Annotated in this window: 11 protein-coding genes; 7 read left to right on the plus strand and 4 right to left on the minus strand. The window is 74.3% G+C overall.

The features are described from left to right. The first annotated feature begins 108 nt into the window (after window positions 1-108). The 3 genes from ACZ5GH_RS24445 (at window position 109) to ACZ5GH_RS24455 (ending at window position 4,214) form a co-directional block, all read left to right on the plus strand. Complete coding sequence (locus tag ACZ5GH_RS24445) at window positions 109-1,206, plus strand: carbohydrate ABC transporter permease (protein ID WP_464335234.1); 1,098 nt, start codon at window positions 109-111, stop codon at window positions 1,204-1,206. Window positions 1,207-1,310: 104 nt separating this feature from the next. Then, window positions 1,311-2,213, plus strand: coding sequence for a carbohydrate ABC transporter permease (locus tag ACZ5GH_RS24450; protein ID WP_387759510.1), 903 nt, complete (start codon window positions 1,311-1,313; stop codon window positions 2,211-2,213). Between the two features lie 258 nt (window positions 2,214-2,471). Then, entirely contained in the window at window positions 2,472-4,214 is a 1,743-nt protein-coding gene (locus ACZ5GH_RS24455; RefSeq protein ID WP_464335235.1) for a DUF4153 domain-containing protein, read from the plus strand. Between the two features lie 180 nt (window positions 4,215-4,394). Here the strand turns inward: ACZ5GH_RS24455 and ACZ5GH_RS24460 are convergent, their stop codons facing one another. Continuing rightward, complete coding sequence (locus ACZ5GH_RS24460) at window positions 4,395-5,942, minus strand: MFS transporter (RefSeq protein ID WP_464335236.1); 1,548 nt, start codon at window positions 5,940-5,942, stop codon at window positions 4,395-4,397. A gap of 417 nt (window positions 5,943-6,359) precedes the next feature. Between ACZ5GH_RS24460 and ACZ5GH_RS24465 the strand changes: the two genes are divergently transcribed. From ACZ5GH_RS24465 to ACZ5GH_RS24475, 3 genes are all read left to right on the plus strand, one after another. After that, window positions 6,360-6,911: a TetR/AcrR family transcriptional regulator gene (locus ACZ5GH_RS24465; RefSeq protein ID WP_387759516.1), complete on the plus strand. Its 552-nt coding sequence runs from the start codon at window positions 6,360-6,362 to the stop codon at window positions 6,909-6,911. 203 nt (window positions 6,912-7,114) lie between these two features. Then, window positions 7,115-7,813, plus strand: a complete 699-nt coding sequence (locus ACZ5GH_RS24470) for a ribonuclease HII (RefSeq protein ID WP_464335237.1) — start codon at window positions 7,115-7,117, stop codon at window positions 7,811-7,813. A gap of 101 nt (window positions 7,814-7,914) precedes the next feature. Beyond that, window positions 7,915-8,568: a hypothetical protein gene (locus tag ACZ5GH_RS24475; RefSeq protein ID WP_464335238.1), complete on the plus strand. Its 654-nt coding sequence runs from the start codon at window positions 7,915-7,917 to the stop codon at window positions 8,566-8,568. A 211-nt stretch (window positions 8,569-8,779) separates the two neighbouring features. Here ACZ5GH_RS24475 and ACZ5GH_RS24480 read toward each other — a convergent pair whose 3' ends face one another. Then, window positions 8,780-9,436 (minus strand): hypothetical protein, encoded by a 657-nt coding sequence (locus ACZ5GH_RS24480; protein WP_464335239.1) that lies wholly within the window; start codon window positions 9,434-9,436, stop codon window positions 8,780-8,782. A 425-nt stretch (window positions 9,437-9,861) separates the two neighbouring features. Next, the gene (locus tag ACZ5GH_RS24485; protein ID WP_464335240.1) at window positions 9,862-12,060 is read right to left on the minus strand and encodes a RecQ family ATP-dependent DNA helicase; all 2,199 of its coding nucleotides are present in this window, start codon (window positions 12,058-12,060) and stop codon (window positions 9,862-9,864) included. A gap of 229 nt (window positions 12,061-12,289) precedes the next feature. Here ACZ5GH_RS24485 and ACZ5GH_RS24490 point away from each other — a divergent pair, with 229 nt between their 5' ends. Next, window positions 12,290-13,855, plus strand: a complete 1,566-nt coding sequence (locus tag ACZ5GH_RS24490; protein ID WP_464335241.1) for a DUF4192 domain-containing protein — start codon at window positions 12,290-12,292, stop codon at window positions 13,853-13,855. A 34-nt stretch (window positions 13,856-13,889) separates the two neighbouring features. Here ACZ5GH_RS24490 and ACZ5GH_RS24495 read toward each other — a convergent pair whose 3' ends face one another. Continuing rightward, on the minus strand, window positions 13,890-15,203 hold the full coding sequence (locus ACZ5GH_RS24495; protein WP_387759523.1) for an alpha/beta fold hydrolase: 1,314 nt from the start codon (window positions 15,201-15,203) through the stop codon (window positions 13,890-13,892). Window positions 15,204-15,273: the final 70 nt, after the last annotated feature.

Here is a 15,273-nt window from a genome sequence, read left to right on the forward strand (position 1 = left end):
CGCCGGGACGCTTCCGGCGCGTCACAGGACCACCTGTCGAGGGCGGTGCGGGGCCACCCACCCGCACCGCCCACCCCCTTCCCACCACGACCGAAGGGACGCGCAGCCGTGTCCGTACCCGGATTCCCTTCACCCGTCCTCCCTCCGCTCGCCCTGCCCTCGCCCGCCCTTCCGGCCCCCGTCGTCGACTCGGCCGCCGATGGGCTGGCCACCGAGCGGCTCGCGGCCGGCGCCTGGACCGACGCGGCGGTCAAGTTCGGCAACACCTTCGGGGCCGTCGCGGGCTTCCTGGGCATCCTGCTGGTGGTCCTCCTGGTCGCCGGCCGGGCCCGGGGCCGGCTGGCCCGCCCGCTGGCCGTCGCGGTCTTCCTCGGCCCGGCGGTGCTGCTGCTGGCCGTCGGCCTGGTCGTACCGCTGATCCGCACGGTCTACCTCAGCCTCCAGAACGACGACGGCACCCGGTTCGTCGGCGGGGAGAACTTCGGCTGGGCCTTCACCTCCGACTCGGTGCAGAAAATCCTGGTCAACACGCTGCTCTGGCTGGTGGTCGCGCCGCTGGTGGCGACCGGGCTGGGGCTGGTGCTGGCGCTGCTGGTGGACCGGATGCGCGGCCAGTCGGTGTTCAAGTCGCTGATCTTCATGCCGATGGCGATCTCGCTGGTCGGCGCGTCGATCATCTTCAAGTTCGTCTACGAGTCGCGCGGGCCCGGCCAGCCGCAGATCGGCCTGCTCAGCCAGCTCGCCGTCGCGGTGGGCTGGGACGATCCGCCGAACTGGCTGCTCTCGCAGCCGCTGAACACCTTCCTGCTGATGGCGGTGATGGTCTGGGTGCAGACCGGCTTCGCGATGGTGGTGCTGTCGGCGGCGATCAAGGCGATCCCGGACGAGGTCGTCGAGGCGGCCCGGCTGGACGGCGCGAGCGGGGTGCGGCTGTTCTGGTACGTCACCGTGCCGATGATCCGCGCCACGGTGATGGTCGTGCTGACCACCGTCATGATCATCACCCTGAAGGCCTTCGACATCGTCCGCACCATGACCGGCGGCAACTTCGGCACCCAGGTGCTGGCCAACGAGATGTACTCGCAGTCCTTCGTGCAGTTCAACTCCGGCCGGGGCAGTGCCCTCGCGGTGCTGCTCTTCCTCGCGGTGCTGCCGCTGGTGGCCTACAACATCGTCCAGCTGCGGAAGGAGCGTGAGGTCCGGTGACCGGGACGGGGGGCCGGGAGCGGTCGGTGGAGCCGGGGGAGCCGGTGAAGCCGGCGGGGCCGGCGCGGGTGCGGCGCGTGCGGTCGGCTCGGCAGGTGCAGTCGGTGCGGCAGCCGGTGCGGAAGGCCTTCAGCAGCCCGCTGGCCTCGGTTTTCGTGGTCGCGATGACGGTGCTCTGGACGATCCCGACGCTGGGCCTGCTGGTGACCTCGCTGCGGCCCAAGCGGGACGTGAGTGCCAGCGGCTGGTGGAACGCGTTCCTCCACCCGGACCTCGGCCTCGGCAACTACCACTCGGTGCTGTTCGAGGGCGGGTCCGGCGTCTCCACCGGCCTGATGCCCTTCCTGGTCAACTCGCTGGCGATCAGCATCCCGGCGACGGTCTTCCCGCTGGCACTGGCGGCGATGGCGGCGTACGCGCTGGCCTGGGTGCGGTTCCGGGGCAGCGACGCGGTCTTCTTCACGGTGTTCGCGCTCCAGGTGGTGCCGCTCCAGATGGCGCTGATCCCGCTGCTGCGACTGTTCGCCGGCGGCGCGCACCTGGGCCCGCTGACGCTGATCCCGGCGGTGGACCTGAAGGGCAGCTACGCGCCGGTCTGGCTGGCGCACACCATGTTCGCGCTGCCGCTGGCGGTGTTCCTGCTGCACAACTTCATCGCCCAGCTGCCGCGCGACCTGATGGAGGCCGCGGTGGTGGACGGCGCCTCGCACTTCAAGATCTTCCGGTCGATCGTGCTGCCGCTGTGCACGCCCGCCCTGGCCTCGTTCGCGATCTTCCAGTTCCTGTGGGTCTGGAACGACCTGCTGGTGGCGCTGACCTTCGCGGGCGGCACACCGGAAGTGGCGCCGATGACGGTTCGGCTGGCGCAGCTGTCCGGCTCGCTGGGCGGGCGCTGGGAGCTGCTCACGGCCGGGGCGTTCCTGTCCACGATCGTGCCGTTGGTCGTCTTCTTCAGCCTCCAGCGGTACTTCGTCCGGGGGCTGCTGGCCGGGTCGGTGAAGGGGTAGCCGGGGAGCCCAGGGCGGTGAGGGTGTTCTGAACGCGTTCAGAGTCAACTTTTGAACCTGTTCAGAATGGTCTACAGTCGGCAGCGGCCGCGGCGCCGAGCGCGCCCGCCGGCGGATCGCCCGATGGGCGGCTTCCGCATGCCTGCCGACCACTGAGGGGGACTCATGTCAGGCCCGTCCATGCCTGCCTCGTCCGATTCGCCGGATTCGAACGCGTCGCCGGAGGCGAAGGAGTCGCCGGAGTCGCCGAAGTCGACCGTGTCGAACCCGTTGCCGGAGTCGCACGAGTCGCCGGAGTCGACCGTGCGGAACGAGTCGCCGAAGTCGAACGAGTCGGCTGAGGGGACCGGAACGCCCGGCCCGGCCGCGCCGCGCGATCCGTACGACCCGTACGACCCCTACCGCCGTCCCGCGGGCCCCGGCCCGCAGGGCGGCGGTCGGGGCCCGGGCCGGGCGCCCGGCGCACCTGGCGCGGCCGTGCCCCCGGCCGCCGCGTGGCTGCGCCGCAGCGACCCCGGGCGCCGGGCGGCGGCCACGCCCCGGATCCTCCTGGCGGCCCTGCTCACCGGCGTGCTGACGGCCTGGCTGCTCTACGACGGCCTGGGGCCCAACCTGCTGCTGCTCGGTGGCACCACCGCCGTCGGGGCCGGGATCGCCGCCCGGGCGGCCGACCGCCGGATCCGCCCGTGGACGGCGGTGTGGAGCCTGCTCGCCCTGGCGCTCCTGGTGGTCCCGGCCTGGTGGGACGCCGGCTGGCCCGCGGCGCTGGCCGCCGTCGGCGCGCTCGCACTGGCCTCGCTGGCCCTGCACGGCGGCCGCCGGTGGCCGGGCGTGCTGTTCCCGCTGCCCGGCATCCTCTGGCAGCTGGTGCCCTCGACGGTCTGGGCCTGGGAGAGCACGGACGGCCGGCGGCTGCCCGGCCGCGGCCGGATCGTCCCGGTGCTCAAGGCGCTCGTGGTCGCCGCCGTCCTGCTGACCGTCTTCGGCCTGCTGTTCGCCAGCGCCGACGCCGCCATGGCGGACCTGCTGGGCAACCTCAGCCCGGACCTCGACCTCGACCAGCTCCCGGGGCGCGGCGCGCTGTTCGCGATCGGGACGGTGGTCGCGCTGGGCTTCGCGCACATGGCCGCCGGCCCGCGCCGCTGGGACCGTGCGGTGATCCGGCCGGGCCGGGAGCGGCGCCGGCTGGAGTGGGCGCTGCCGCTGGTCGCGCTCAACCTGATGTTCGGCGCCTTCGCGGTGGTCCAGGCCGTGGTGGTGCTCGGCGGCGCGGACGCCGTGCTGCGCAACACCGGGATGAGCCGCTCCGAGTACGCCCGGCAGGGCTTCTGGCAGCTGAGCGTGATCACCGTGCTGACCCTCGTCGTGGTGACCTTCGCCAAGCGCTGGGCCCCGCGCACCACCCCCGCCGACCACCGGGTGGCGCGGATCCTGCTCGGCCTTCTCTGCGTGCTGGCACTGGCCGTGGTCGCCTCGGCGCTCGGCCGGATGTGGTTCTACGTGGACGCCTCCGGGCTCACCCGGCTGCGGCTCTGGGTGCTGGTGGTCGAGGTCTGGCTGGGCGCCGTCTTCCTGCTGCTGATCGCCGCCGGACTGACCCGCCGCACCGGCTGGCTGCCGCGCGTCGTCGTCCTCAGCGGGGTGCTCACCCTCGGGGTCTACGGGCTGATGGGCCCGGACGCGATCGTCGCCGAGCAGAACGTCAGCCGGTACGAGCGGGCCCTGCGGACCGACCCGCCCACCGCGGACATCGACCTGCGCAACGTCCGCCGGCTCTCGGCGGACGCGGTGCCCGCCCTGGACCGGCTCCCCGAGCCGCAGCGGAGCTGCGCGCTGCAGCTGATCGGGCGGGGCCTGGCCGAGGAGTCGAAGCCCTGGTACGCGACCAACCGCGCGGCCGCCCGGGCCCGGGAGATCCTGGCGGAACGGCCGCTGGTGGACTCGAAGGGGTCCGACCGCACGGCCTGCGACTGGGCCCGGCTGCCGTACGACGCCCGGTAGGCCGCCCGTCCTTGGTCGACGCCGCTCCTGGCGAGTCCGCGGAGCCCCCGGGCCCGCGGACTCACCGGGCCCGCGGAACCGCCGAGCCTGAGGACGGACGGACCTGCGGACAGCGGCAGGGCCGGTCGGGAGCGTGCTGCTCCCGACCGGCCCTGCCGCTGTCGGCCCGCCCTGACGGCGTCAGTGCATCGCGACGGCGGAGGCGTCACTCGGCAGGTCGCTGGCCTTGGCCTTGACCGCGAAGACCGCGACCAGCAGGGCGACCGCCGCGAGCGCGGCGCCCACGATGAAGCCGTGCGAAATGCCCTGGGTGAGCACGGTGTTGGCGGCGTCCGTGCCCTGCGGGAACTCGTGGTGCTGCTGGAGGTAGGCCAGCTGCTCCGGAGTCGCGCTCGCCATGAACTTCGGCAGCTGGACGGCCGACTCGGCCGTGGCGTAGTGCGCGAAGACCGTGGTCAGGATCGACAGGCCGAGCGAACCGCCGATCTGCTGCATCGAGTTGAGCAGGCCGGAGGCGGCGCCGGTCTCCTCGCCCGGGACACCCGCGACGGAGATCAGCATCACCGGGACGAAGATCAGACCCATGCCGAAGCCGAACACCACCGTGGGGCCGAGTACCCCGTCCAGGTAACCGCTGTCCTTGCTCATCTGGGTCAGCCAGCTGAGGCCGACCGTGACCAGCAGTGCGCCGCCCGCCATGAAGGGCTTCGGGCCGTACTTGGCCTGGAGGGTGGACGCGATCTGCGCGGCGATGATGATCGCGACGCTGATCGGGAGGAAGGAGACGCCGGCCTTCAACGGGCTGTAGCCGAGCGGGCCCTGCACGAACAGCACGACGTAGAAGAAGATGCCGAACATGGCCGCGGCCAGGCAGAGCATCATCACCAGGCCGCCGGTGCGGTTGCGGTCGGCGAACAGGTGCATCGGGGTGATCGGCTGGTCGGTGCGGCTCTCCACCACGAGGAAGGCGGCGAGCAGGATCGCGCCGGCCGCGAAGGAACCGAGCGTGATGCTGTCCGACCAGCCGTCCGAGGCGGCCCGGATGAACCCGTAGACCAGGCCGACCAGGCCGAGCGTCGAGGTGAGCGCGCCGGGCAGGTCGAAGCGGCCCGGGTGGCGCTGGGACTCGGCGATGTAGCGCGGAGCGGCGATCGCGATCAGGATCGCGATCGGCACGTTGACGAAGAACACCCAGCGCCAGTTGAGGTACTCGGTGAGCAGACCGCCGGCCAGCAGGCCGATCGCGGCGCCCGAACCGGCCACCGCGGAGAACACGCCGAACGCCCGGTTGCGTTCCGGCCCCTCGTCGAAGTTGGTGGCGATCAGCGCGAAGGCGGTCGGGGAACAGATCGCGCCACCTATGCCCTGGAGCGCGCGGGCGGCCAGCAGCAGGGTGCTGTCCTGCGCGAAACCGCCGAGCAGGGAGGCCAGGCCGAACAGCAGGGTGCCGAAGATGAACACCCGCCGGCGGCCGAGGATGTCACCCGCGCGACCGCCGAGCAGCAGCAGCCCGCCGAAGGTCAGGGTGTAGGCGTTGATGACCCACGACAGGTCGGTGGTGGAGAAGCTCAGGGCGTCCTTGATGTGCGGCAGCGCGATGTTCACGATGGTCGCGTCGAGGACCACCATGAGCTGCGTGGCCGCGATGACGGTCAGGGTGATGCCCTTGCCCCGCCCCTGGCTCGTGCGTGGTGGTGAGGTCTTGCTGAGCGTGTCGGAGATAGCCACGAATGTGCCCCCTGCTGGCTATGTGCTCGGTGGTGCGGGGTCCGGCGGAGTCGCCGGGCCGGGCATGGCGCTGCGCCCTTGCGCAGGCCGGGAAGGAACGGGATCGTTCACTAATCGGGACGATATCCTGGCCGTGATTGTGAACGCAAGCGTTCCTTAAGGATGGTGGCGATGGAGCGGTTGGTGCGGCGCCTGGTGGCGGACCGGTCCGGGGCCGAGCGGCCCGGGGCTGTCCGGTCCGGGGCTGTCCGGTCCGTGGGGCCGGGTGCCGGGACGGTGGCCGCGGGGTCGAGCGCCGGCGCGGGTGCGGAGCCGGATGCCGGGGCAGGCGCGGAGCGTGCCGCCGAACAGGGCTTCTGTCCGGTGCGGGCCGCCCACCAGGCCCTGACGCGGCCGGCGCGACGCCGGGGGAAGGAATTGGAGAACGCGATCTTCGAGGCCGCGCTCGACCAGCTCACCTCCGGCGGATACGCGCGGCTGACCATGGAAGGGGTCGCCAGTGCGGCGCGGACCGGTAAGGCCGCGCTCTACCGGCGCTGGACGTCCAAGGACGAACTCGTCATCGACGCCCTGGACGCCACTCTCCCACGGCCTTACGACACCCCCGACCTCGGGTCCGCCTGTGATGAACTCCGCCAGCTCATCGAGGGTTTCACGCAGGCGATGGCCTCCCGGGTGGGCTCCGCGCTCAACGCGCTGATGGGCGAGATCGACCACGAGCGGGCCGAGGTCTTCAAGGCGTTCATCACCGACCGGGTCATCGAACCGACCGCGCGGACCATCCTGGAGATCCTGCGCCGCGGCGCCGAGCGCGGCGACGTCCGGCCCGGCGCGGCCACCCCATTGGTGGCGGACGTCATCCCGGCGGTGCTGCTGTACCACGTCAAGATCCGCGGGCTGGAGAGCATGGGGCAGGGCTTCGCCGACCGGCTGGTGGACGAGGTGCTGGAGCCGATGATCCGGGCCTGAGCCGGCCGTCGCCGGGCCGGGAGTGTCGGGCCCGGGAGCGCCGGGTCGGGGCTGTGCTGGGCCTGGGTCCGCCGCAGCGGGCCCGGGCACGCGCCTGCGCGCCGCGCCCGGACTGCCGGAGGTCTCCTCCCGTCCGGGAGGCGGATCCGGCAGACGTGGGGCGGGCTTAGGCTGGAGGCTGCCCCCGCTGAACGGAAACCGCCATGCCCATCGTCCCCCCGACGCACTCCGTCGAACGCTCGCTCCGCCGGGCCGGCGCCAAGATCGTCGTCGGTCTCGACGAGGTCGGGCGCGGCGCCTGGGCCGGGCCGGTCACCGTGGGTGCGGCCGTCACCGGGCTGCGCAAGGCGCCGGAGGGGCTGACCGACTCCAAGCTGCTCACCGAACTGCGCCGCCGTGCGCTCGCCCCCGTCCTCGCCGACTGGGTCACCGCGTACGCGCTCGGGCAGGCCTCCCCGCAGGAGTGCGACGAGCTCGGCATGACGGCGGCGCTGCGACTGGCCGCCGTCCGCGCGTTGGAGGCGCTGCCCGTGGAACCCGACGCGGTGATCCTGGACGGCAAACACGACTACCTCGGCGGCCCCTGGCGGGTACGCACGGTGATCAAGGGCGACCAGTCCTGCGTCTGCGTCTCCGCCGCCTCGGTTCTCGCCAAGGTCCACCGCGACGGCCTGATGGCCGAACTGGGCGAGGGGCTCCCGGATTACGGATTCGCCGACAACGCCGGATACCCGTCCCCGGTGCACCGTGCCGCGCTGGAGGAGCTCGGCCCCACCGAGCACCACCGGCTCTCCTGGGCGTACTTGGACGCACTGCCGAAGTGGCGTCATCTCAAGCGGGTCCGGGAGATCGCGGGGGTCGGCCAGGGGGCCGCCGACGAACAGCTGACGCTCGGTTTCTGACGGTCCGTCTGGAATTGCCCCGGGAGGGGGCGGCGGGAGGCCTGTGCCCAATGGGTGGGGCGCCCGTGCGCGTCCGACCGGCATTTGATAGATATCCGGGTATGCCTGTCTTCCCCGAGGAGCCGGAGATTCACGAGAGCATCCCGGGCCCCGGCGTTCCCTTCCTCCGCGAGTCGGACGCACAAGCCCCCGCCACCGCACCCACCACCGTCGCCGCCCCGGCGCCGGTGCCCGGCCCCCGCCCGGCGCCCCCGCGTCCGGCCCCGCCGCGCGCCGCCCGTCCGGGCCCGCCGCGACTGATCCCCAAGCCGGGGCCGGCACCGCGCCGCCCGGCCCCCGCCGCACCGCAGGTGGAGGTCCGGCGGATCGCCGCCACCCCGGCGCAGGCGGTGGAGCTCGCCGACGACGCGGTCGACCGACTGCTGGAGTCCGGCCGCAACCCGGGCGACATCCTGGTGCTGACGGTCGGCGAGGCGCACCCCTGGCAGCAGCACGAACTCTCCTTCGGCGAGGAGCGCTACTGGGCGCAGCTCGCCGAGGGCGGGGACGTGTTCTACGCGGACGCCGCGCTGACCCGTCCGGTCCGCCGGGAGGCGGTCGTCCTGGTGGTCAACGGCGGACCGTCCGCCAAGGCCGCCGAGGCGTACACCAAGGCGCTCGACCACGCGACCGCGCTGCTGGTGGTCTGCGGCGACGCCGGTGCCGCCGGCGCGGGCGCGGCCGGCGCCGCGCCGGGCCGCCCGGTCAAGGCCTGACCACAGCCGTCCGGTTCGGGCCCGGTGCCGCCGTACGGCGCCGGGCCCGAGGCCCGTCCCGACGTTCGGCCCGAGGCCTGGCCCAGAGGCCTGTCCCAGAGTCCTGTCCCGAGGTCGGTTCGCCTGCGGTCCGGCCCGAGGGCTGTCGCGCGGTCGTCGACGAGCGGCACTCGATGGTCGGTGGCCCGGTGGGCCGATGGCCGCCGCTGGTTCAGCGCGTGCCGGTGCGGCGGTTCGGTTCGGCCGCCGTGACCCGGGCCTGGGCCCACGGGGGCTCGGACTGCCGGGAGCGCGCCGCGCCGTCGCCGTGCGTGGTCTGGTCGGCCGTCAGTTGGCGGGAGCGCTGGCCGCGCGGGGCGTCCAGCGCCGAGCGCGGCGGCAGTTCCGTCACGGTGTGCACCGGTCCGTCGGCCCACGAGCCCGCGTGCGGTTTGCGTCCGCTCCGCCCGTCCCCGAGGACCTGCCAGCCCGCCGGGGTGAGCCCGATGTACGAGCCGCAGCGCAGTCCGTGGAGCGCGGACGCGTCCCTCAGCGCCCACATCCAGGCGCCGTCCTGTTCCGTCCAGCCGGGCGCGCCGTCGCGGCAGCGCAGCAGCACGGCCGTCCGGACCGGCTCGGGCAGGCGCAGGTCGTGCGGGATGATCCGGCGCAGGTGCGTCAGCAGCGCGTTGCGGTGCTGCCAGCCGTCGGTGTCGTGCGGCCAGGGGGTGAACGAGGCCGAGGCGACGAGGCGGTGGAGCGCGTCCAGGACGGCGACCACGACGGTGCCCGGCTGGGGCAGGTGGCGCTGGTGCAGTTCCAGCACGAACTCGCGGGGGTCGCGCAGCAACGGGATCCCCGAGGCGGTCCAGGTCTCCAGGTCCAGCACCCGTCTGGGGTCCGGACTCCCGGAGAAGAGATTCCGACCTCGGTCGATACCGTTGATCACGATCCTCCTTCCTGACCCGTGGGCAGGCGGATGCCTGGGTGCGCCGAAGGACGGGTCCAGCGGACCGGGTTCCGGGTACCTCCCAATTCTCGGGGCATCGGGGGCGGAGCGGCAATGATGGAATGATGAACGCCATCCGATAGCCCGTGGTCTGCCGGATATGTTCCACCGTGGACCGAGCGCCGCGGGCGCGCCTCCAGGCCTTGATCACAAAGCCCGCAGGGCAGGGTGAACCGCCATCGACACGGTGGCCACTCCTTTCCCGGGTCGCTCGACCGGTGTGATCGAAATCGCCTCGCCTGATCCTTTCTGTTAGGCCATTCGGGTGAGCGGGAGGACGTCTCCGGCGGCTTTCCGCCGTCCCGTCACCCCTGCACGGCCAGCACCAGCGGCAGCACCGCTCCCGCCCCCGCCCGACGCAGCAGCCGGGCGGCCACGGTGACCGTCCACCCCGAGTCGACGAGGTCGTCCACCAGCAGCACCGGCCCGCCGGCGGCCGCCACCGCCTGCTCCACCTCCGGCGGCAGGACCAGCGCGCCGGCCAGCGAGTGCAGCCGTTGGGCACTGTTGCTGCGCGCGCCGCGCGGGGCCAGACCGCCGGCGTACTCGATCCGGCCGAGCAGCGGCAGCCGCCCGATCTCGGCGATCCGCGCGCCCAGGCTGCCGACCAGTTGGGGCCTGGTCGAGGAGGCCATCGTCACCACGCCGACCGGCCGCTCCAACCGGGCGCCCTCCGTCGTCGCGGGCCCGGCCCAGCCGCCCGGACCGCGGGCCCAGTCGGCGAGCACCGCCACCAGGGCGTCCACCGCCTCACCGGGCACCGGCACGTCCGGCGCCTGCTCGGCGAGCAGGGCGCGCAGCCGGTTGCCCCAGCCGATGTCGGACAGCCGGCCCAGCGCCCGGCCGGTCTCCGCCTGCTCGCCCGCCGGGATCCGGCCCTTGAGCGGCACCCCGAGCGCGTCCATCCCGGTCGGCCAGAGCCGGCGCGGCTCGAAGGTCACGCCCGGGCGGCCGAGCGCGGCCCGGGCGGCCGCCAGCGTCTCGGCGGAGACGTCCGGGGTGTGCAGCGGCCCGGCGCAGTTGTCGCACCGCCCGCACGGGGCGGCCTGCTCGTCGTCCAGCTGGCGGCGCAGGAACTCCATCCGGCAGCCGGTGCCGGCCGCATAGTCGCGCATCGCCCGCTGCTCCGCCTCCCGGGAGGCGGCGACCTTGGCGTAGCGGGCGGTGTCGTACGCCCAGCTCTGGCCGGTGGCCGTCCAGCCGCCCTTGACCCGGCGGACGGCGCCGTCCACGTCGAGAACCTTGAGCATGGTCTCCAGCCGGGCCCGGCGCAGGTCCACCCGGGGCTCCAGGGCGGCGGTGGAGAGCGGCCGGCCGGCCTCGGCCAGTGCGTCGATGGTGCGGCGCACCTGCTCCTCCGGCGGGAAGGCCAGCGAGGCGAAGTAGCGCCAGATCGCCTCGTCCTCGCGCCCGGGCAGCAGCAGCACCTCGGCCCGGTCCACCCCGCGCCCGGCCCGGCCGACCTGCTGGTAGTAGGCGATCGGGGAGCTGGGCGAGCCGAGGTGCACCACGAAGCCGAGGTCGGGCTTGTCGAAGCCCATGCCGAGCGCGGAGGTGGCGACCAGCGCCTTGACCCGGTTGGCCAGCAGGTCGGCCTCGGCGGTGCGGCGCTCGGCGTCCTCGGTGCGGCCGGAGTAGGAGGCCACCGGGAAGCCGCGCTCGCGCAGGAAGGCCGTCACCTCCTCGGCGGCGGCCACCGTCAGGGTGTAGACGATGCCCGAGCCGGGGAGCCGGTCGAGGTGGTCGGCCAGCCAGGCCAGGCGGTGCGCCGGGTCGGGCAGGGAGAGCACGCCCAGGGTGAGGCTCTCCCGGTCGAGCGGCCCGCGCAGCACCAGGGCGTGCTCGTCGGTGGCGCCGGTGCCGAGCTGCTCGGCGACGTCCGCGGTGACCCGGGCGTTGGCCGTCGCCGTGGTGGCCAGCACCGGGACGCCGGGCGGCAGGTCAGCGAGCATGGTGCGCAGCCGGCGGTAGTCGGGGCGGAAGTCGTGCCCCCAGTCCGAGATGCAGTGGGCCTCGTCGACCACCAGCAGGCCGGTGGAGGCGGCGAGTTCGGGCAGCACCTGGTCGCGGAAGTCCGGGTTGTTCAGCCGCTCGGGGCTGACCAGCAGGATGTCGACCTTCCCGGCGGCGACCTCCTCCTGGATCGCGGCCCACTCGTCGGTGTTGGCCGAGTTGATGGTGCGGGCGTGGATGCCGGCCCGGCCGGCCGACTCGACCTGGTTGCGCATCAGGGCGAGCAGCGGCGAGACGATCACCGTCGGCCCGGCGCCGCGGGCCCGGAGCAGGGCGGTGGCGATGAAGTAGACCGCGGACTTCCCCCAGCCGGTGCGCTGGACGACCAGGGCGCGGCGGCGGTCGACCACGAGGGCCTCGATGGCCGTCCACTGGTCCTCGCGCAGGGTGGCCGCGGGGCCGGCGAGCTCGCGCAGGACGGCCTCGGCCCGCGCCCGGACCTCGGCGCGGTCGGCGGCGGTGGCGGTGGTGTGGGTGTCGGGCTGCTGCATGGCGTCCATGTAACCCCGTACCGCCGACAAGCGACGAATGCGGGGAAGGGGAAGCGGGGGAAGACGGGGTGTATTTCATCCGCTGGTCCGCTGAACGGCGGTCGAAATCCACTCGCCGGAGGGAGTGTCGCCTGCTCCGAATGAGTGAAGGGAAATTCGGGGGCGGAGTTATCCACAGGAAAGAAGTCGGTTCCGGCATCATCCGCGGATCGCGTCCACTCTTGCGGCCATGAACGCGATGAACAACGAACACGTCATTCTGTCCCTCGGCCCGGCCTCCGAGCTCCGGCCGGTCGTCATGCGCGGTCCGGCCGACATGGCCGAGCTGCTTCCGTACTTCCTGGGCTTCTACCCCGACGACAGCATCGTCGCGGTCGGGCTCCACGGCCCCGGCCTGCACCAGGGCGGGGTGATCCGGGCGGACCTGCCGCGGTCGCCCGCGCAGTGGCCGGCCGCCGCGGAGGAGACGGCCGCCCTGCTGGTCGCCCTCTCCGAGCGGCACGGCGCCCGGCCGCTCCAGGTGCTCCTCTACCTCTGCCAGGATCCCGGCGCGGCCCACGCCCCGCCGGTGGTCGACGGGCTGCGGCCGCTGGCGGAGGCCCTCCGGGCGGCCTTCGGGCGCCGGGGCGTGGCCGTCAAGGAGTCGCTGTGCGTCTCGGACGGCCGCTGGTGGTCCTTCCTCTGCCGCGGTGACGGGTGCTGCGACGCGGCGGGCAATCCGGTGCGGCGCAGCCCCGACCCCGGCCCGGCGGCCGCCGCCGCGACGGTCGCCGGCCTGGCGCCGCGCGGCAGCCGGAAGGCGATCATCGGCGGGCTGGATCCGGTCGGCCCGCCGGAGGCCGCCGTCCAGCGCGACGCGCTCGCCCGGGCCGAGGCCGTGGACGCCCTCGCCCGGGAGCAGCGGATCGCCCTGCTCGACCAGGCCGTCGCCGAGTTCCAGGCCGGCGCCAGGGAGCTCGACGCGGACCGGACGGCGCAGCTGCTGCTCGCCCTGCGGGACCGCCTGGTGCGGGACCGCGGCGTCGAGTACGCCCGGGCGGCCGAGCTGGCCCCGGCCGAGCGGCTCTGGCGCTTCCTCGCCCGGCGGGCCGTACCGCCGTACGAGGGCTGCGCGGTGGCCCCGCTGACGTTGCTGGCCTGGACGTCCTGGGTCGCGGGGGACACGGCGACGGCCCGGGTCGTGCTCGGCCACGTGCTGAGGCTCGCCCCGGGCTACCTGCTGGCCGAGCTGCTCTACGAGTCGCTCAACGACGGCATGACGCCCCAGGGCCTGCTGGCCGCCGTCGAGGCGCAGCGGCGGCGGCGCGAGGGGCCGGAGGCCGAGGTGGCCCCGGCCGGTGGACCGCGGCACCCGACGGGCGGAGCGCCGAACGCCGAGGCGCCTGCCGACGGCGCGCCGCCCCGTGGCGACGCGGGTCCCGGCCCCGCCGTGCCGGGTGCGGGCGGGGCCGCCGGCGAGCGGCCCGGGCGGTCCGGCGGCGCCCGGCGGCACCGGAGGGGCGGCCGCCGGAAGGGCGCGTCCCCGGCGCCGGCACCGGCCGATCCGGCTCCGGGAGCCGTGGACGGCTGCGAAGGCCGCCCGGAGCCGGACGGCGGCGGCGCCGGGGCGGTCGCCCTGCTGGCGGCTCCCGGACGGGCCGCGACACCGGGGCACACCCGGGCGGCCGGGGAGCGGTCCGTCCGGGGCCTGCGGTTCGGCCGGGCCGCGGCGTGCACGTCTGCCGCGGCCCGCACCGGCCTCCACCGCTGCCGCGGCGTGCGGCGAGCGACGAGAGGAGGTCACCGTGCGCGCTGAGCCGGTCCGCGCGGGCGGGCCGGGCCGCTGGCCGCTACGCCTCGCCGCGGGCCATCTTGATCAGGCGGTCCAGCACCTTGCCACCGCTCAGCCGGAGGCCGTCGTGCTCCCACTCGTCGGTGACCCAGGTCCGCAGGCCACGCACCGCGCGGGCGGTCTCGAGCGAGTCGGCGGTGTCCACGTACATGTCGTCGTGGTACACCGCCGCCACGACCGGCACGGTGTTGGCGGCCAGCCGCGCCCGGTCGTACAGGTCGGGCCAGTCGGTCCGCGCGGCGAGCAGGTCCGCGGTCTCCTTCAGCGGGCGCAGCGCCGGATCGGTGTCGAACAGCCAGGGGTAGATCATCTCCCCGGTGAACAGCACCGGGGCGTCGGACTCCAGCGCGGCCCGGGCGTCGAACTGCGGGAACTCCTTGCGGACCCGCTCGGCCGCCCAGGCGGTGCCGCCCTGGTCCACGGACCGCTGGCCGTAGATCGACTCGTGCAGCACCGCGTACAGCGGGCCGCCCGCGAAGGAGAGCTGGGCCTGGGCGCCGGCCAGGAAGGTGTCGGAGAGCTCGGGCCCGGCCGGGCCCTCCACCCAGGCCTCCTCCAGCAGGTAGTGGAGCGTGCCGGAGCCGTTGCCGCCGCCGAGCAGCAGGCCGAGCATCTGGAACGCCTCGACGGTGAGCCGCCCGCCGTCCGGCAGGGTCGCGGGGGAGTCGGCGAGGTGGGCCGCGATCCGGCGCACCGCCTGGACGTCCTGGGGGAACCGGGCGTAGTGGTCCTCGTTCTTGCGGACCACCCGCGGGTAGGCGGCGCGGTAGACGTCGTCGGCCGAGCTTCCGAGGCCGGCGAGACCACCGGTGATGAAGGCCTCGGTCAGGCCCTCGGGGGCGATGGAGAGGTAGGTGAGGGTGCAGAAGCCGCCGAAGCTCTGGCCGAGCACGCTCCAGCGCCGGTCGGCGCCGAGCAGCCGCGCACGGATCAGCTCGGCGTCCCGGACGATCGAGTCCGCGCGGAAGTGGGCCAGGTAGTCCGCCTGCTCCTGCGGTCCGCCGCGCCGGGCGAGGGTCTGCCGGGTCGCGGGGGTGGACCGCCCGGTGCCGCGCTGGTCGAGCAGGAGCACCCGGTAGTCGTCCAGGGCGCGGTCCAGCCAGGAGTCCCGGCCGAGCGGGCGGGCGGCCTTGCCGCCGGGCCCGCCCTGGAGGAAGACCAGCCAGGGCAGGTCGTCCCGCTCGCGGCGTGCGGCCACCACCTCGCGGGCGTACACCTCGATCTGCTCGCCCTGCGGGGCGGCGTGGTCGAGCGGCAGCTGGAACACGTGGTCGGTCGTGACAATCCCGGGCAGCCGGCTGATGGTGGACATGCAACTCCTCGGTCTCTGCTGGTCACAGCGGTGGCGTCGCGGTTCACGGGGTCACCGGGTGCGGGGGCCG

This window comes from Kitasatospora sp. Xyl93, from assembly GCF_055383135.1.